The organism is Streptomyces sp. NPDC107528 (genome assembly GCF_055639295.1).
Map to the genome: position 1 here is coordinate 229,791 of NZ_JBVKAV010000012.1, position 17,484 is coordinate 247,274.

General features: G+C 70.8%; 15 protein-coding genes. 5 read left to right on the forward strand and 10 right to left on the reverse strand.

Annotated features, from left to right (window positions below; all coding sequences use genetic code 11):
* Nucleotide 1 precedes the first annotated feature (1 nt).
* Nucleotides 2-973, forward strand: coding sequence for an ABC transporter substrate-binding protein (locus ACZ7L5_RS34410; protein ID WP_363038483.1), 972 nt, complete (start codon nt 2-4; stop codon nt 971-973).
* Nucleotides 974-1,218: 245 nt separating this feature from the next.
* A complete protein-coding gene (locus ACZ7L5_RS34415) occupies nt 1,219-3,657 on the forward strand; it encodes a GcvT family protein (RefSeq protein ID WP_471521840.1) in 2,439 nt (812 codons plus the stop codon).
* Nucleotides 3,658-3,678: 21 nt separating this feature from the next.
* Here the strand turns inward: ACZ7L5_RS34415 and ACZ7L5_RS34420 are convergent, their stop codons facing one another.
* Nucleotides 3,679-4,476: an IclR family transcriptional regulator gene (locus ACZ7L5_RS34420; RefSeq protein WP_328883180.1), complete on the reverse strand. Its 798-nt coding sequence runs from the start codon at nt 4,474-4,476 to the stop codon at nt 3,679-3,681.
* Between the two features lie 187 nt (nt 4,477-4,663).
* On the opposite strand from ACZ7L5_RS34420, the gene ACZ7L5_RS34425 reads away from it, so the two are divergent.
* Entirely contained in the window at nt 4,664-5,083 is a 420-nt protein-coding gene (locus ACZ7L5_RS34425; protein ID WP_362379035.1) for a YciI family protein, read from the forward strand.
* 8 nt (nt 5,084-5,091) lie between these two features.
* Entirely contained in the window at nt 5,092-6,237 is a 1,146-nt protein-coding gene (locus tag ACZ7L5_RS34430) for an RNA polymerase sigma factor (protein ID WP_471522104.1), read from the forward strand.
* 24 nt (nt 6,238-6,261) lie between these two features.
* Here ACZ7L5_RS34430 and ACZ7L5_RS34435 read toward each other — a convergent pair whose 3' ends face one another.
* Complete coding sequence (locus ACZ7L5_RS34435) at nt 6,262-9,513, reverse strand: AfsR/SARP family transcriptional regulator (RefSeq protein WP_471521842.1); 3,252 nt, start codon at nt 9,511-9,513, stop codon at nt 6,262-6,264.
* Nucleotides 9,514-9,517: 4 nt separating this feature from the next.
* Nucleotides 9,518-9,922: a hypothetical protein gene (locus ACZ7L5_RS34440; protein WP_471521843.1), complete on the reverse strand. Its 405-nt coding sequence runs from the start codon at nt 9,920-9,922 to the stop codon at nt 9,518-9,520.
* A 119-nt stretch (nt 9,923-10,041) separates the two neighbouring features.
* On the opposite strand from ACZ7L5_RS34440, the gene ACZ7L5_RS34445 reads away from it, so the two are divergent.
* Nucleotides 10,042-10,929: an NAD(P)-dependent oxidoreductase gene (locus ACZ7L5_RS34445; RefSeq protein ID WP_471521845.1), complete on the forward strand. Its 888-nt coding sequence runs from the start codon at nt 10,042-10,044 to the stop codon at nt 10,927-10,929.
* A gap of 309 nt (nt 10,930-11,238) precedes the next feature.
* On the opposite strand, the gene ACZ7L5_RS34450 is transcribed toward ACZ7L5_RS34445, so the two are convergent.
* The 7 genes from ACZ7L5_RS34450 to ACZ7L5_RS34480 form a co-directional block, all read right to left on the reverse strand.
* Nucleotides 11,239-11,703: a hypothetical protein gene (locus ACZ7L5_RS34450; RefSeq protein ID WP_471521847.1), complete on the reverse strand. Its 465-nt coding sequence runs from the start codon at nt 11,701-11,703 to the stop codon at nt 11,239-11,241.
* 240 nt (nt 11,704-11,943) lie between these two features.
* Entirely contained in the window at nt 11,944-12,957 is a 1,014-nt protein-coding gene (locus tag ACZ7L5_RS34455; protein WP_471521849.1) for a phosphotransferase family protein, read from the reverse strand.
* Nucleotides 12,958-13,047: 90 nt separating this feature from the next.
* Entirely contained in the window at nt 13,048-13,533 is a 486-nt protein-coding gene (locus ACZ7L5_RS34460) for a hypothetical protein (RefSeq protein WP_471521851.1), read from the reverse strand.
* A gap of 673 nt (nt 13,534-14,206) precedes the next feature.
* A complete protein-coding gene (locus ACZ7L5_RS34465) occupies nt 14,207-14,431 on the reverse strand; it encodes a hypothetical protein (RefSeq protein WP_471521853.1) in 225 nt (74 codons plus the stop codon).
* Nucleotides 14,428-14,823 (reverse strand): hypothetical protein, encoded by a 396-nt coding sequence (locus tag ACZ7L5_RS34470; protein WP_471521855.1) that lies wholly within the window; start codon nt 14,821-14,823, stop codon nt 14,428-14,430. The genes ACZ7L5_RS34465 and ACZ7L5_RS34470 overlap by 4 nt, the downstream gene beginning before the upstream one ends.
* A 149-nt stretch (nt 14,824-14,972) precedes the next feature.
* Nucleotides 14,973-16,337: a hypothetical protein gene (locus ACZ7L5_RS34475; protein ID WP_471521857.1), complete on the reverse strand. Its 1,365-nt coding sequence runs from the start codon at nt 16,335-16,337 to the stop codon at nt 14,973-14,975.
* Entirely contained in the window at nt 16,334-17,272 is a 939-nt protein-coding gene (locus tag ACZ7L5_RS34480; protein ID WP_471521859.1) for a hypothetical protein, read from the reverse strand. Before ACZ7L5_RS34480 ends, ACZ7L5_RS34475 begins: the two co-directional genes overlap by 4 nt.
* Nucleotides 17,273-17,484 lie beyond the last annotated feature (212 nt).

The following is a 17,484-nucleotide window of genomic DNA, read 5'->3' on the forward strand; positions in this document are numbered from 1 at the left end:
CATGGCAAGGCAAGCAACACACTGGAGATACGGCGTGGCCGGCATCGCCGTCCTCGGTCTCACCCTCACCGCATGCAGCGGCGCGAAGGTCGGCGACGACAGCGCCGGCGGCTCGGACGGCTCGGGCAAGTGCGGCACCTTCAACCTCGCGATCAACCCGTGGGTGGGCTACGAGGCCAACGCGGCGGTTGTCGCGTACGTCGCGGAGCAGGACCTCGGCTGCAAGGTGGTCAAGAAGGACCTGAAGGAGGAGATCGCCTGGCAGGGCTTCGGGACGGGCGAGGTCGACGCCGTCATCGAGAACTGGGGCCACGACGACCTGAAGAAGAAGTACATCACCGACCAGAAGACCGCCGTCGACGCGGGCCCGACCGGCAACAAAGGCCTGATCGGCTGGTACGTGCCGCCGTGGCTGGCCAAGGAGCACCCGGACATCACCGACTGGAACAACCTCGACAAGTACGCGGCCGAGTTCAAGACGTCCGAGTCCGGCGGCAAGGGCCAACTGCTCGACGGCGACCCGTCGTTCGTCACCAACGACGAGGCCCTGGTGAAGAACCTGAAGCTGGACTACAAGGTGGTGTACGCGGGCAGCGAGGCCGCCCTCATCCAGGCCTTCCGCAAGGCGGAGAAGAACAAGGAATGGGTGATCGGCTACTTCTACGAGCCGCAGTGGTTCATGTCCGAGGTGCCGCTCGTCAAGGTCAAGCTGCCGGAGTACAAGACGGGCTGCGACGCCGACGCGGAGAAGATCGCCTGCGACTACCCCGTGTACGAGCTGGACAAGATCGTCAGCGCGAAGTTCGCCAAGTCGGGCAGCCCCGCCTATGACCTGGTGAAGAACTTCACCTGGAGCAACGACGACCAGAACGCCGTGGCGAAGTACATCGCGGTCGACAAGATGACCCCCGAGGCCGCCGCCAAGAAGTGGGTCGAGGCCAACCGCGACAAGGTGGACGCCTGGCTCAAGTAGGCGCCTGCCGGGCTCCTGGCAGGCCATCGGCAGGCCCTTCATGCCCTTCACGGATGCCCGGTGGGCGGTGCGCGCGGGATGCGCACCGCCCACCGGGCATCGCCGTGTCTCCGGGCGCGTTTCCCGAGGTCGCGGACCCCTTGACACCCACCTGCACGACAGGCACATTGAGTTGCGCAACCTGAACCAAGTTGCGTGAGCAGCAACTGGACGGATCGACTGGTTAGCCAACCGGAGGTGCGGCGATGGCGGGTCCCCGAGTGGTCATCATCGGAGCGGGGGTCGTCGGTGCGGCGCTCGCGGACGAGATCTCCGCGCGAGGCTGGACCGAAGTGACCGTGGTCGACCAGGGCCCGCTCCCCGCCACCGGGGGCTCCAGTTCGCACGCCCCGGGCCTGGTCTTCCAGACCAACTCCTCCAAGACCATGACCGAGCTGGCCCGCTACACGGTCGAGAAACTCTGCTCCCTCGACGTCGACGGCAAGCCCTGCTTCCTCCAGGTCGGCGGCCTGGAGGTGGCGACCACGCCCGAGCGCCTGACGGAACTGCGGCGCCGCCACGGCTGGATCGCCGCCTGGGGCATCGAGTCCCGGCTCCTGAGCGCCGAGGAGTGCGTCGAGCAGCACCCCCTGGTCAACCCCGACCGCGTCCTCGGCGGTCTCCTGGTCCCGACGGACGGGCTCGCCAAGGCCGTGCTCGCCGTCGAGGCGCAGATCCGCCGTGCCACCGAACGCGGCGTGCGCTTCCTCGCCCGCCACGAGGTCCTCGACATCCGGCAGGACGGCGGCCGCGTCACCGGCGTCCACACCGACCAGGGCGACATCCCCGCCGACATCGTCGTGTGCTGCGCCGGCATCTGGGGCCCGAGGATCGCCCGCATGGTCGGCATGAACCTCCCGCTGACCCCCCTCGCCCACCAGCTCGCCTGGACCGGCCCCGTCCCGGCCCTCGCCGGCCAGACCGAGGAGGCGGTCCGCCCGATCCTGCGCCACCAGGACGCCGACCTCTACTACCGCGACCGCTTCGACGGCATCGGCATCGGCTACTACGGCCACCGCCCCATGCCGATCTCCGCCGACGACATCCTCTCCGTCGACGACGCCGACGACATGCCCTCGGTCCTGAAGTTCACGGAGGAGGACTTCGAGGACGCCTGGACCGAGACCCGGTCCCTGCTCCCCGTCACGAAGGACGCCAAGGTCGAGGAGGGCATCAACGGCCTGTTCTCCTTCACCACCGACAACTTCCCGCTCCTCGGCGAGTCCCAGGACGTCAAGGGCTTCTGGGTGGCCGAGGCCGTCTGGGTCACCCACTCGGCGGGCGTCGGCCGGGCCATGGCCGAGTGGCTCGTCGACGGGTACTGCTCCTCCTTCGACCTGCACGAGTGCGACGTCAACCGCTTCGAGCCGCACCAGCTCTCCCCGGAGTACGTCCTGGCCCGTGACTGCCAGAACTTCGTCGAGGTCTACGACATCCTCCACCCCCTCCAGCCGTCGGGTGACCCGCGCCCGATCCGCACCAGCCCCTTCCACGTCCGCCAGCGCGAGCACGGCGCCTTCTTCCTGGAGGCCAACGGCTGGGAGCGCCCGCACTGGTACGAGGCCAACGCGGCGCTGACCGAGGGCCGTTCGGTGCCCACCCCGAACGACTGGGCAGCGCAGTACTGGTCGCCCATCGTCGGCGCCGAGGCCCAAGTGACCCGCGAGACGGTCGCGTTGTACGACATGACGGCCCTCAAGCGACTGGAGGTGGCCGGCCCCGGTTCGGCGGCCTTCCTGGAGCGGCTGTGCACAGGCAAGGTCGCGAAGTCGGTCGGCTCGGTGACGTACACCCTCCTCCTGGACCACGACGGCGGCATCCGCAGCGACATCACCGTCGCCCGCCTCGCCCGCGACCGGTTCCAGGTCGGCGCCAACGGCAGCCTCGACCTCGACTGGTTCACCCGTCACCTGCCCGCCGACGGCACGGTCCAGGTCCGCGACATCACCCCCGGCACCTGCTGCGTCGGTCTGTGGGGCCCGCTCGCCCGCAAGGTCCTGCAGCCCCTGACGGACGAGGACTTCTCGAACGACGGCCTGAAGTATTTCCGCGCCAAGCCCGCCTACATCGGCAGCGTCCCGGTGACGGCGATGCGCCTGTCGTACGTCGGCGAACTCGGCTGGGAGCTCTACACCACCGCCGACCAGGGCCTGAAGCTGTGGGACACCCTGTGGCGGGCAGCCGAGCCCCTCGGTGGCATCATCGCGGGCCGCGGCGCCTTCAACAGCCTCCGCCTGGAGAAGGGTTACCGCTCCTTCGGCACCGACATGACCTACGAGCACGACCCGTACGAGGCCGGCGTCGGCTTCGCCGTCAAGCTCGACAAGGACGACTTCATCGGGAAGGCGGCCCTGGAGCGCCGTAGGACGGACGTACGGCGGAAGCTGACCTGCCTCACCATCGACGACCCGCAGTCGGTCGTCATGGGGAAGGAACCGGTGTACGACGGCGACCGCGCGGTCGGGTACGTCACCAGCGCGGCCTACGGCTACACGATCGGCAAGGGCATCGCCTACGCGTGGCTGCCGGCCGAACTCGCGGCTCCCGGTACGGCGTTGCACATCGGCTACTTCGACCAGCGGGTCGAGGCGGTCGTGGCCGAGGAGCCGTTGTTCGATCCGTCGATGTCCCGGCTCCGAGGGTGAGGGTTCCAGCGAGGAGGGAGATCAGTCCGGCGAGCCCATCCGGTGGCTGATCTCGTCCGCGCCTCTCATCAGCACAGGGGCGAGCTCGTGGATGCGCTCCTCGGTGAAGCGGTACGCGGGACCGGAGGCGCTGAGGGCGGCGACGACGTCGCCCTCACGGGACCGGATCGGGGCCGCGACGGCGTGCAGTCCGATCTCGAGTTCCTCCAGCGTCACCGCGTATCCGCGCTCCCGGGTCTCGGCGAGGCTCTTCTCCAGCTTGGTCTTCGCGGTGAGCGTGTGCGGGGTCATCTTCTGCATCCCGGACGCCGCGAGCACTTCGGCGCGCTCCTTCGCCGGCCGGTGGGCCAGCAGGATCTTGCCGCTCGACGTGGCGTGCACGGGGGTCAGCCTCCCGACCCAGTTGTGCGCGCCGACCGCTCCCGGGCCCCGTACCTGGTAGAGGTTGACTGCGTAATGCTCCTGCAGGACCGCGATGTTGACCGTCTCGCCGATCTCCTCGCTGAGCCGCTCGCACACCGGTCGGCCCTGCTGTGTGATGTCCAGACGGCTCGTGACCGCGCCCGCCAGACGCACGATCCCGAAGCTGAGCCGGTACTTGCCCCGCTCGGTCGTCTGCTCGACAAGACCGCGCGCTTCCAGCGCACCGAGGAGTCGGAACGCGGTCGACTTGTGGACGTCGATCTCGGCGGCGACCTCGCTGACACCCGCCTCACCACGGTGGGCGAGGATCTCCAGGACGCTGACCGCACGGTCGACGGACTGCACGCCACTCACCGCGGGACCTGCTGTTTCTCCATCTGCCGCGTGGTTGCTCATAGCGCAACTATACGGCGGCCCCTGAAGGCTGCCCAGTGAAGAGTGTGAGTCAGCTCACTTCATCCTGACCGGGGCCTCGGGGCGCCGGTGAAAAAAGTTTGGCCGCGGATGTCGAGAACCCGCGACCTGCTCCGTCCCCGGGGTGAACGCGACCACAATGGGTCGCACCAGCACCGAGGAGAACATCATGGCCAAGTACCTGCTGCTCAAGCACTACCGCGGCGCTCCTGCGGCGGTCAACGACGTGCCCATGGACCAGTGGACGCCCCAGGAGATCTCGGCGCACGTGCAGTACATGCAGGACTTCGCGGACCGGCTCGAGAAGACCGGCGAGCTCGTCGACAGCCAGGCGCTCGCCCCCGAAGGGAGCTGGGTCCGGTTCGACGGTGAGGGGCGCCCGCCGGTCACCGACGGCCCGTTCGCCGAGACCAAGGACCTCATCGCCGGGTGGATGGTGATCGACGTCGACAGCCATGAGCGCGCCGTCGAGCTGGCCGGGGAACTGTCCGCCGCCCCCGGCGCGGGCGGCAAGCCGATCCACGAGTGGCTGGAGGTGCGCCCCTTCCTGGCGGCGGCGCCCAATGTCACGGAGTGCTCCTTCAAGTGACCTCATCGATCGACGAGGCCCTGCTCAGGAGCCTCACACCGAGCGTGCTCACCGTCCTCGTCCGCCGCGGAGCCGACTTCGCGGCGGCCGAGGACGCCGTACAGGACGCCCTGGTCGAGGCCGTCCGCGTCTGGCCGGCCGACCCTCCGCGGGATGCGAAGGGCTGGCTGATCACCGTGGCCTGGCGCAAGTTCCTCGACGCGACCCGGTCGGACGCCGCCCGCCGCCGGCGCGAGGACCTGGTCGACGAGGAGCCGGCCTCCGGGCCCGCGCCGGCGGTCGACGACACGCTCCAGCTGTACTTCCTGTGCGCCCACCCCTCGCTGACGGCGTCGTCCGCCGTCGCGCTCACCCTGCGCGCCGTCGGCGGTCTCACCACCCGGCAGATCGCCCAGGCCTACCTGGTGCCCGAGGCGACCATGGCGCAGCGCATCAGCCGCGCCAAGCGCACCGTCTCCGGCGTGCGGTTCGACCAGCCCGGCGACGTCGCCACCGTGCTGCGCGTCCTCTACCTGGTCTTCAACGAGGGCTACTCCGGCGACATCGACCTCGCCGCCGAGGCCATCCGGCTCACCCGGCAGCTCGCGGCCGCGATCGACCACCCCGAGGTGGCGGGGCTGCTCGCCCTCATGCTGCTCCACCATGCCCGGCGCGCGTCGCGGACCGCGCCCGACGGCAGCCTCGTGTCGCTCGCCGAGCAGGACCGCGGCAAGTGGGACACCAAGGCGATCGCCGAAGGTGTCGACATCCTCCAGGCGGCGCTCGCCCGCGACCGGCTCGGCGAGTTCCAGGCCCAGGCGGCCATCGCGGCACTGCACGCCGACGCGCCCACCGCCGAGGAGACCGACTGGGTGCAGATCGTCGAGTGGTACGACGAGCTCACGCACCTGACGGACAACCCGGTCGTCCGCCTCAACCGCGCGGTCGCCGTGGGCGAGGCCGACGGACCGCGCGCGGGCCTTGCAGCGCTCGCGGAACTGGACGACTCGCTGCCCCGCCACACCGCGGTGGCGGCGTACCTCCACGAACGCGACGGCGACCTGGCGACGGCCGCACGGCTCTACGCCGAGGCGGCCCAGCAGGCCCTCAACCTCGCCGAACGCGATTACCTGACCCGCCAGTCCGCCCGCCTCAACACCCGCCGCCGACGCTGACACCCGCGGCCGGTCGCGACCGGCTCATGGCGTCGCCGGGTGCGCCGACTCCGCCGCGGCCTGGCTCTCGTGGTCCCGCTGGGCGCCGACGGTGAACTCGTGGGCGTACGCGGCCCCCTCGATCGTGGCGCGCAGACGGCCGGTGATGCGCTCCACGTCGCCCCGCTCAGCAGGGGGGTGCGGGGCCCCGGCCCGTTCCCTGGCCGCCGCCGCCGTGCCGAGCAGACGGATCGCCCGCTCCGCGGCCCCGGCCCCGGCCCCGGCCAGAGAGTACGCACCCGCCAGGCCTTCGAGAGCCAGCGCCACCGAGCGGGGGTCCTTGGTCGTAGCGGCGGCCGCGAGGCCGTCCCGGTGGTACGCGAGCGCCCGGCCCGCGTCACCGCGCTGCTCGGCGATGAAGCCCAGCTCGGCCAGGACCAGAGCCAGGCCCGGTCCGTCACCGCGTCGGCGGTTCCAGGCGAGCCAGGGCCGCAGCCACTCCTCGGCGGCGTCCAGCCGGCCCTGGCGCCGGGCGCTGAGCGCGAGGCCCAGTGCGGCGAACTGCTCGGCGGGCTGGTTGCCCTGCTCCACCGCGAGCCGCAGGGCACGCGTGTGCAGCTCGTCGGCCTCGTCGTAGCGCTGGGTGAGCAGGGCGATCCTGCCGAGACCCGACAGCTTCGTGGACATCTCCGGCCAGGTCTCCAGGGCCTGGGCGATGCGCAGGCTCTCCCGGTGCAACCGGGCCGCCCGGTCGTAGTCGCCGCTGATCTCGGCGAGCCTGCCGAGCACGTCGGTCGTCTTCAACCGGCCCCACAGGTCGCCCAGTTCCGCGAAGTGGTCGCGGGCGTCCTCGGCGTTGCCGCGCAGCGACTCCAGGTCACCGCGGGCCAGGGCCAAGCAGGCGCGTGTGGTCAGCGCGGCGGCGGTACCCCACGCGTCGCGCAGGGCGCGGAAGCGGACCAGGACGCGCTCGACCCGCCGCTCGCCCGCGACCAGCGCCCCGACCGTCCACTGCGCGTGCGCCAGGAACCACTGCGCCCTCGTCGACTCCAGGGTGGACGCGGGATCGTACGCGTCCAGGGCGTCGCACTCACGGTCGTGCTCGCCGAGCAGCAGGCGGATACCCGTGTACCAGAACTCGGCCTCCGCGCGCTCCTGGGGCGCCGCCTCGCCCGGCGTGTCCAGGGCCGTGGCCAGCGCCCTGCGGCCCTCACCGAGCCGGCCCCGGACGTACCAGTACCAGGTCAGCGAGTTGACCAGGCGCAACGCCTCCTGCGCGGCCCCGGACCGGGCGGCCTCGGCCAGCGCGCGCTGCACATTGCCCGCCTCCAGGTCGAGGTACTGGAACCAGCGGGACTGCTCCCGCTCGTGCAGATGCGGCCGGGCGCGCTCGGCCAGGCGGACGCAGTGGCGCAGATGCCGGGCCGCGGTCTCGGCGTGCTCACCGGACTCGGCGAGCCTGTCACGCGCGTAGACCGCGACGGACTCCAGCAGCCGGTAGCGAGGACCCTGCGGTCCCTCGGCGCGTGCCGCCAGCGAGCGCTCCACGAGCAGGCTCAGCGCGTCGAGGACGTCGGCGGGGGACACCCCGCCCCCGGAGCACACGTCCTCGGCGGCCCGCAGCCCGCATCCCTCGCTGAACACCGACAGCCTGCGCAGCACGGTCTGCTCCGGGGCATCGAGCAGACCCCAGCTCCAGTCGAGCGTGGCCTGAAGGGTCCGGTGCCGTGAAGGGGCGTCCCGATAACCGCTGTTGAGGACCCTGAAGCGGTCGTCGAGACGGTCGTGCAGTTCCCTGATGCCCAGCGAGCGCACGCGGGTGGCGGCCAGTTCCAGAGCGAGCGGGATGCCGTCGAGGCGCCGGCAGACATCCGCGACGAGCGGGGCCGTGGTGGTGTCGAGCACGAATCCCGGGTCCGTCGCCCTGGCTCTGTCCACGAAGAGGCGTACGGCGCCCGAGCTCGTCAGCGCGTCGAGGTCCGGCAGGTCCTCCGGGGGCAGCGACAGCGGCGACACCGGATACAACGTCTCGTCCCGGGTGCGCAGCGGTTCCTGACTGGTCGTCAGGATATGCAGGTGCGGGGCCCGGCCCAACAGCACGCCGGCCAACTGCGCGACGGCCTCCACGACATGTTCGCAGTTGTCCAGCACGAGCAGCAGCCGTCGCCTGGCCAGCGCGCTCGCCAGGCGTTCCGTCGGGCCCTCGGCGTCGTCGTCCGAGGTGTTCTCCCGGATGCCCACCGTCGCCATGACCTGCTCGGCCAGCGACTCCGCGTCGGCGAACCGCTCCAGGCCCCCGGCGTCCGCGAGCTCCACCAGCCAGGTGCCCTCGCCGAATGCGCCGGCCAGGCTCTGCGCCGTGGCCTGGGCGAGGCGGGTCTTGCCGACCCCACCCGGGCCCGTGAGCGTCACCAGACGGCGCTGTGAGAGCAGCGTCCGGATCGCCTGCACATCCTGTTCGCGGCCCACCAGGGGCGAGGCCGAACCGGTCGCCCCCGGAGCGGCCGGCGCCCACGTGGCCGACTGCGCGGGCGGCTCCGGCCGGGCGAGCACGGGGTCGTGGCGCAGGATCGCCTGTTGCAAGGCCTCCAGGGACGGTCCCGGGGTCAGCCCCAGCTCGTTGTCGAGCCGGCGACGCAGATCGTTGAAGCAATCGAGCGCGTCGGAGGAGCGTCCCGCCTGGTACAGCGCCCACATCAGCGCGCCCCGCAGCCCTTCGCGCAGCGGATGCAGCTCCACCAGCTCCGTCAACTCGCCCACCAGCAAGCTGTGTTCGCCCAACTCCAGCCGAACCCCGGCGTGCTCCTCCACCGCCGTGAGGCGCTCCTCCTCCAGACTCGCCGCCGTCGGCCGCACGGACGGCTGGTCCGCGAACTCCGCGAATGCGGGGCCGCGCCACAGCCCCAGCGCCTCGGTGTACAGCGCCGCCCGTGTCACCGGGTCGGCCCCGGACCTGGCCCGGGCGACCAGTTCGCGGAACCGCCCTGCGTCGAGCGCTCCGGCAGGGATGTCCAGGACGTAACCGGGCCGCCGGTGCGCGAGCAGTTCGCGGCCGCCCGCCTCCGCGTCCTCCAGCGCGCGCCGCAGCTGGGACACCTTGGCCTGGAGCGACGCGGTGGGCCGTGTCGTGAACGTCGAGCCGCCCCACAGGCCCTCGATGAGCCCGCCCGCCGGGACGACCTGCCCGTGGTGGGCGAGCAGAACGGCGAGGAGCATCCGCACCTTGACTTCGGGCACCCGCACGACACGTCTGCCGACCGTCCGCACCTCCAGCGGCCCCAGCACCCCGAATTCCATGATCTCAGCGTAACCGGCCCTCGATCGCCGCGACTTGCGACGAAAGGGGCTCGGCCACCGGCCGCCCGAAGTGCCTGCCCGCAGCATTTCCGAAGCCGTCCGAAGCGAATCCGAAGGGGCATACGCCAGGGTTCCTTGAGGAATGCGGTTCGGCGGCGGCGGCGGGGGCGGTGCGGGCGGAAGGCGTGGGCGGAAGGCGTGGGCGGGAGGCCGGGTGGCCGGGAATGAGCGACTGATGCTGGCGATCACCATCGGCAGCATCAGCAAAGGACGGTTCGGGCACGTCGCGGCGGAATGGCTCGCCTTCGCGGACCCGGACATCGACGTCGCCGAGTTCCTGTCGAGCCGCTGGCTCACCCACCTCCAGGAGCACGCCGACGTCGGCGAGCAGCGCCTCCAGCCGCGGCATCCTTCCTCTGAGTCGACGCCCCTTCCTTCCGCGGCTCGCGCCCGGGGCCGCATTCCCACCGGCACGCCCCGCGGGTCGGCCCGTTCAGCAACACCACTTCGTACTGGAGGAATTGATTCATGGGTGACAACCACACCTCGGTGTCGGTGCTCGGCCTCGGCCTGATGGGGCAGGCCCTCGCCGCCGCCTTCCTGAAGGCGGGTCACGCCACCACCGTGTGGAACCGTTCGGCGGACAAGGCCGACGGCCTCGTCGCGGACGGTGCGGTGCTCGCCGCGAACCCCGCCGACGCCGTCGCCGCGAGCGACCTCGTGGTCGTATGTGTGTCGACGTACGACGTGGTGCACGACGTCATGGGCTCGCTGGGCGACGCCCTGCACGGCAAGACCGTGGTCAACCTGACGACGGGCTCCTCCGAGCAGGCCCGCCAGTCCGCCGAGTGGGCGGAGAAGAACGGCGCCAAGTACCTCGACGGCGCCATCATGATCACCCCGCCCGGCATCGGTGCCGAGACCTCGGTCCTCTTCTACGCCGGCGACCAGGCCGTCTTCGACGCCCACGAGCCCGTCCTGAAGCTCCTCGGCGGCGGCACCACCTACCTCGGCACCGACCACGGCAAGCCCGCTCTGTTCGACGTGTCGCTGCTCGGCCTGATGTGGGGTGCCCTCAACAGCTTCCTGCACGGCGTCGCCATCGTGGAGACCGGCGGCGTCAAGGCGCAGGAGTTCCTGCCGTGGGCGCACATGTGGCTCGACGCCATCAAGATGTTCACGGCCGACTACGCCGCGCAGATCGACGCCGGCGACGGAAAGTTCCCGGCCAACGACGCCACCCTGGAGACGCACCTCGGCGCGCTCAAGCACCTCGTCGAGGAGAGCGAGGCGCTCGGCGTCGACACCGAACTGCCCAAGTACTCCGAGGCGCTGATGGAGGGCATCATCGCCCAGGGCCACGCCAGGAACAGCTATGCCAGTGTCGTGAAGGCGTACCGCCGCCCGCAGCAGTGACCGGGTCCGGTATTCGCTTCACCCCCTGACGAAGGGGCCGGTTCTGAATCCCTCATCGAAGCCGGCCCCTTCCACATCCCCGCGCACCGGCGCCGTGTAATCCAATGGGCCTTCGTTCCGATTCCGGCTGCCGATTCCGGCTGCCGATTCCGCGTGCCGGTCCCGTGCGCTTTCCGTCCTGCGATTCCCGCCTTTTGTGAAAGGTGCGTTCCATGACCGAGAACGGCGACAGCACGACCCTGCACGCCAATGGAGGCGTCACCGGAAGAACGCTTTTGAAGGCGGCGGACGCCGGCCCGCGCCGGCCCATCAGCTTGCGTCGATGCCCGTGGCTCTGACGGTGATCCGCGCGTAGTCGTACCCGCCAGGCTCGGGCGACGGGTTGCAGGTGACCGTGAACGTTCGCCGTACGTCGCCGAAGCGGTCGGAGTACGTCACGTCGGACGGGCCGGTGCGCTTCGGCTCGGCGGTGATGTCGTACGTGCGAAGGAAGTCCTTGACACTCGAGTCCTGGCTGTTGCCCACCTCGTACCGGAGCACCGCGGCGCCGTCCTTCTCCACCTTGGCGTACGTCGGAATGTAGTAGCGCCCCGCGAGTTGGTGCTGATCGTGGTGCATCCCTGCCTTGCGCTCCACTGCCTCCTCCGGGCCGTCACCGGCCGGCGTGAGCAGTGCGACGGCGGCCCAGGCGATCGCGCCGAGCGTCCACACCACGCACAAGGCCAGGAACCACACCAGCCACCTGCGCCGGCGCGGCCTCGTGGGGCCTGTCATCCGCGCAATCATCCGTTCCATGTGCGTACTTCGCTCTGCCCGCCCATGTCGCACTCCTTGGCCTCACACCTTCCCCCGTGTCGACGCAGGCCAGTTGTGGGGCAGCACGCTTCGACGACTGTGGGATCACTCGGGGTTGGACCTTAGCTGCTCGGGGTCACGCCGTTCAATGAGGCTCCGTCATCCTGGTTCCTGCTGGTCAGCGGTGGATTTCGCGAGCTCCATATGGCTGGCGTGCCGCTACTGGACCAGCAGGGCCAGCGCCTCCTTCGCGTTGTGATCGGCGATTTCCTGCATCAGCCTGCGGTGTGGAAAGTCGCCGTCGAGGAGGCGCAGGGGGCCGGCCACCAGAGAGAGACGCATGGCGAGCATGAAGAGGTCGAGCCGTGCTGGATCGAGTCCGGGACGTGACAGGGCTGGGTACCGATCGCCGAAACGGAGCTGCAGGAACACGTGCTCCCACTCCACGTCGAAGAACATCAAGCCCTCGATGTCGATGAGGACGGGGTGCCCGGATGGATCGACCAGGACGTGGTCGGGCCCGAGTTCGCCGTGGATCAGCCCGTGTTCCGTGCGTGGAGACACCCGTGTGGCCAGCTCCCGCAGGCGATCGTGCAAGGGGGCCGCGACCGATCCGATCCTGGTGTCGCGTTCGGCCGCCTCGGAGAGATCCCTGAGGGCACGCTCAAGCACCAGCTGCTCGCAAGAAGCGCCACTCGCCTTGTCGCCCCGTTTGCCGCTTCGTTTGCCGCTCCGTTCGAGCACGTCTACCCGGCCGTACTGCTCACTGTGGTGCTGGTGCATCACGTCGAGCATTGCTGCCAGCTCGCTCAGGGCATCCGATGCGCGTGCAGGCTCAGTACTCAGGACCGCTTCCAGTGTGCCGCCGGTAACGTCCTCAACCACCGCCACATCCGCCGGGTAGTGGCGCCGGCTGTCGTCAACCGTGAGTAACCCTGGAACCCGCACTCCAAGACCGTCCAGCCTGCGCTGAGCGGCCAGAAAAGGGACCAGTCCGGAGGCGGGAGCGAACGGGTGGGCCGCGTCGATGCCTTCCGCAGCCGGCCAGAAGTTCTCGCCCTCGGCCCAGCTGTAGACGATCACACTCGCTGAACGTGATCCCTCCACGCGAACCCGGTAGACCCCCTTCTTGCTGCCACCTCGCAACCGGTCCACGCCGACAACATGGAACCCCGCCCCCAGTGCCTCATGCACGATCCCCGACAAGGCTTCAGGCTCCGCGAACTGGCGCATCCGTCGACCCTATCCGCGGGCCCACGGCCCGGCGCAACGACCGGACTGACGGCTGACTCCGCGCTGGAAAGGCCGGGCGCAAGGGCCTGATCAGCGTCGCAGCATGCGGCGCCACGGCCCCAGGGGGGCAGAGGCCGCGGGTCCCCGGCGACCGGTCACGCCTTCGGCGATGAGGGAGATGCCGATGCCCAGCAACCAGACGTCCTTGGCCAGCACGGTTCCCAGCTCAGTGGGGCGCAGACCGCCTTCCTGACGCATGCCTGGCGTACGCAGGTACAGCCCGAGAGTGCCGCACGAGAATGCGGTGAGCGCGGTCCCGGCCACGGCGGCAGGGATGAAGGGCAGGAGCAGCGCGGCGCCGATGGCGATCTCCTCGGTGGAGAGCTGCCGGGTGAACTTCCGGGCGTCGAGCTTGCCCAGGAAAGGGTAGGTGCCGATGGCGAGCTGGTGGAGTCGCTCAGCGGTGGCCTGGTCCGCGTGGCGTTTCGACAGCCCGGAGTTGAGGAAGAACGCACCGACGGTGAGCCTGAGCGGCATTTGCCGCGCTGCCGAACGCCAAGCCGAACCGGTTGCCATACGGGGCCTCCTGACCGCCTCCTGACCGTCACCCCCGCCTTCCACCATGCCACTGGCCCGAACCGTGTCAAACGGGGAGCAGTTGCTGACTGCGGCCCGTGACGACATGGCAGGCCTCCGGTACCGATCCTGGCAGAGTCGGCGCATGAGCGTCCCGGGCCCCGCGCGGTCGGCTCTCACCGCGGCTTGTTCGGACCGTATGGACCTCCACCCCAGCCGTCGATCGAACCTTTGCGCTAATTCTGGGTCATTCTGGGTGATGGTGGATACCTCGGTCCAATGGGCTGCGGGGTGCGGGACGGCGGCACTCGCGCTGACCGACCCGGCGACCCGATGTTGTATGAGCAGTTGCTCGCGCCATGGCGGGAGCCGTCCGGGGCGGGCTGCGGACGGAGGCGGTGTGGCTCGGACGCGCAGGCACCGGACCCGGATGCCTTCGGCTGGCCGAGCGCGACCCGTGGGCATGCCTGGCCGGCCGGCTCGGTGTCTCGGTGTCCGCGTGGAGCCGACCAAACGCGGTCCGCTACGCCGACCCGACCCGACCCGACCCGATCCCGGCACGGCGCCGGGCCCGCCGGTGCCCTCGATACGGCGCGTCTGCTGCCGACCATCGATCGGCACTCCGACGGCGGCGAGCGCAGGCTCAAGGATCCCGCAGCCATGGCATCGGCGGTTACTCCTGTGGTGGGCCGATGACGGACTGGCCGATCTGCTCCGCCAGCCACGAAGCGTGCCGTTCCTCGGCCCCGTCGCGATTCCTGCGGCGCACGTGCACGAGCACAGTGTGGTCATCGGCGCGTTCGTCGAGCTCCGTGGTGCGGCAATTGAACAGCAGGGAAACCCGGGCATTGTCGGCTTCGCGGTAGATGCCACGGTCCGGTACGTCAGGCCAGATCAAGCTCGACCACCAGATCTCGCCGATGTTCGGGCCACCAAGGCAGCGAACTCTTCCTCAACGCTGCCCACGGGCCGGTATTCCAACGATGCCCAGAGCGGCAGGTGCGAGGAGAGGAAGGCCAGGTCAGTGGAGAGCTCGGGCGCGTGGACACCGCCGTGCAAGCCCGTCGGGTCGGACGGGTCCCGCGCCCAGTCCTCGACGTTTGCTTTCCGGAACCAGGCATCCGGCAGCGCCTCGCGTAGCCGCAGCACTTCCCCAGCGGTGCGCAGCTCGACGTCCACGGAAACCTCCGCGTACCGCCGGTCGCCCACAGCCGTCAGCTGCCGCGCCACGCGCAGGGCCAGCACGGGGTCGGTGGTGCGGAAGACCGGGTAAGCGATGGGGTTGGACATGCGGGCACCTTGCCACAACCGGCAGTGGACGAAGATCCATTTTCCTCTGGGCCGATCGGGACCACATTCAACGAGCTGTCACATGCTCGACCGGCGGACGGGGCTCACAGCAGTCAGACACGGCGATGCGGCGTGCGGGGCTTACGGCGCTACTCCGGCTCGTGTTCGGGGCCTGCGAAGTCAGGGCTGGTGAAGTCGGGAGTGGTGAAGTCAGAGCCGGCGAAGTCCGTGCCGGTGAAGCTCGGGCGCGGCCTCTGCTCGGTTTCGTCCTCCGGGCTGCTGAAGCCCGGGCGGCCGTATCCGAGTTGAGGGAGGCGGCCGCCCGAGGGCGTGCCTCGATACTGCGCCGACGCCGTGCCGGGATCGGCGAGCGCATCCCGCAGGAAGGGGTGGATGCCGCGCTCCAGCAGCGCCGCGCGCCAGGCTTCCCTGGCACGATCCACCTCGGCGCTCGACTCGCTGTACTCCTCGGTCTCAGTCGGCGGCCGGTTGCGGAGGGCGCTGAGTAGGAGCCCGACGGCGGCCACCAGGATCGCTGCCGCCGTAACGGCGCCGAAGACCCACCCTGTGGTGATGAGGCCGCCGCTGAAGGAGGAGGCACGGCCCGCCAGCTCCAGGAGGTGGCCGACGCCGAGGAAGATCGTCGCGGCGGTGCCCGCCAGCACGGGCGTCAGGACCACCGCGACGGCGATGGCACCCGCGCCCGTGGTCTCTCCAACGGTTCCCATGCTGCTGGCCGGCGCCGCCTCGGTGACGTCGGACCCTAGCGGGTGCGCCGCAGGGTCGCGCAGCTCCTCACGGACACGGACGTAGTGCTGGTACTCCGTCGCCGCGGCAGCGGTGATGATCGGGCTTGCGTTGAGAGCCATGGTGCGCAGCTGTTCGGGGTGGAGCCGTCGGCCGACGGCCGTCAGTCCCTGGCGGTTCGGTGCGGTGTGCAGCGCCTCATCGAGGAGCCGCTCGTAGTCCCGGCGGTCCTCCACCAGCAGATGTTGTGGAGTGCTGCGCACCCCCACCCCTGCATACGACCTTCGGGGCGGACGTCGTGGCGGGGTCGACGGCGGCTCCTCGGGGCCGACGCGCTCCCACGACTCCTCCCGTTCCACCGGTGGGTGAGGGGGCGAGTCCGGCTCCACAGCGACCGAGGGCAGAGGAGTCACCGGTGTGGTCGGAAGCTCGGATGTCTCGTTCTGCGAGGGAGTCTGGGGACTCGGGTCAGTGGCCCCGGCCCGTGTCTCGGTAGACATCTCAAACCGCGCCCCGGCAGAGCTCGCGTCCGTTTCGTCGATCCGACCTCCGGCAGAGCTCACGTCCGCCTCGTCGATCCGCGTTAGGGCCTTCGGCAGGGCCGCGATCTGTCGGGCCTCCGCCCGCACACCGAGCACCGCGGCCAGCAGGCGACGGCCGTAGGGCAGGTCGCGTCGTGCGGTGACGTCCCGCGGTCCGTGGCCGGGGCGTTTCACGCCGAGTACCGCCGCGGCGATACGGCGGCTCACGGAGGGGCGCGTGGTCATGGCCTCTCCTCCTCACCGACGGCCCGCTCACGCCTCAGCGGCGGCGTCCCCCGGCCATCATGGCCATGTCCAGGTTCGGCGGGCTGCCCGTTCGGGTGCGGCTGGGTCGTCTCCGTGTCTGGCCGGAAGGCGGCGGACCGCAGTTGCGACGGCGTTCGCTGCGACTGTCCCGCTTCGGCGTCGGGCTGAAGCGCGGCGGCCCCCGGGGCGGTGGCTCCCGAGGCGGTGGCTCCCGGGGCGGTGGCTCCCGGGGCGGTGGCTCCCGGGGCGGCGGCCCCCGAGGCGGTGGCTCCCGGGGCGGTGGCTCCCGAGGCAGTGACCGCTTGCGGATCGTCGAGTACGGCGGCCCCCTGCTCTGGGAGCGCCGGCTGCGCCATGGACGGCACGGCCCGCTGAGCGGGGTCGACCGGGCCGGCGCCCATGGGCACCGCGGGATCGACCGGGGCGGCCCCCATGGGCACCGCGGGATCGACCGGGGTGGCCCCCATGGGCACCGCGGGATCGACCGGGGTGGCCCCCATGGTCGCCGCGGGCTCGGCCGGTCCGGCGCCCACACCGGCCGATTGGCCTGCCGGGCCCGCACCCGCCTGCCCTCCCCCCAGTGCCTCGCTCACCGACTGGATGCGGGCCAGCTGGGTCAGGAGCACCGGGGCGGAGGCGCCGACGACGATGGCCGCGTACGGGCCGCTGATCTGGCCCGTGGTGCCGAACAGGACCGCCATCCCGGCGCCCATCACGCTGTGCACGCCGGCCGCGGCCAGGTCGACGGCCGGGTCGAAGTACTGCGTCAGGCGGGGTCTCACGTGCTCCGAGAGCTGTTCGCGCTGATGGGCGCCGCGAGCCGAACGCCAGTTCGCGAACTGGACGTAGAGATCGACGGCCCCGCGCAGCACACCTCCCACCGCACCCAGCAGGATCAGCGTCGGCACATCCACGTCGCCCCCGGTCCACGGACGGCAAGGTTCCCCCGCGGAACCCGCGTCTCAAGCCTAGAGCTGTGCGAGGGACCAGAGAAGTCGCCCCGGGGGAGAGGCAGTTACGGTCGGAAAATGGCGACGCCCAGGCCACCGGCGCCCCGCAGGGCGCTATGAAGCCCGGCCGGCACCGCGAGCCCGCCAGGATCCCGGCCGCGAGGGTGGCCGGGACA

Coding starts and splice junctions, on each gene's coding strand:
- ACZ7L5_RS34435 (WP_471521842.1), bottom strand. CDS start 9,513: ATGGAATTCGGGGTGCTGGGGCCGCTGGAGGTGCGGACGGTCGGCAGA.
- ACZ7L5_RS34460 (WP_471521851.1), bottom strand. CDS start 13,533: ATGGCAACCGGTTCGGCTTGGCGTTCGGCAGCGCGGCAAATGCCGCTC.
- ACZ7L5_RS34475 (WP_471521857.1), bottom strand. CDS start 16,337: ATGACCACGCGCCCCTCCGTGAGCCGCCGTATCGCCGCGGCGGTACTC.
- ACZ7L5_RS34425 (WP_362379035.1), top strand. CDS start 4,664: ATGGCCAAGTACCTGCTGCTCAAGCACTACCGCGGCGCTCCTGCGGCG.
- ACZ7L5_RS34455 (WP_471521849.1), bottom strand. CDS start 12,957: ATGCGCCAGTTCGCGGAGCCTGAAGCCTTGTCGGGGATCGTGCATGAG.
- ACZ7L5_RS34450 (WP_471521847.1), bottom strand. CDS start 11,703: ATGACAGGCCCCACGAGGCCGCGCCGGCGCAGGTGGCTGGTGTGGTTC.
- ACZ7L5_RS34410 (WP_363038483.1), top strand. CDS start 2: ATGGCAAGGCAAGCAACACACTGGAGATACGGCGTGGCCGGCATCGCC.
- ACZ7L5_RS34445 (WP_471521845.1), top strand. CDS start 10,042: ATGGGTGACAACCACACCTCGGTGTCGGTGCTCGGCCTCGGCCTGATG.
- ACZ7L5_RS34440 (WP_471521843.1), bottom strand. CDS start 9,922: ATGCCGCGGCTGGAGGCGCTGCTCGCCGACGTCGGCGTGCTCCTGGAG.
- ACZ7L5_RS34415 (WP_471521840.1), top strand. CDS start 1,219: ATGGCGGGTCCCCGAGTGGTCATCATCGGAGCGGGGGTCGTCGGTGCG.
- ACZ7L5_RS34470 (WP_471521855.1), bottom strand. CDS start 14,823: ATGTCCAACCCCATCGCTTACCCGGTCTTCCGCACCACCGACCCCGTG.
- ACZ7L5_RS34420 (WP_328883180.1), bottom strand. CDS start 4,476: ATGAGCAACCACGCGGCAGATGGAGAAACAGCAGGTCCCGCGGTGAGT.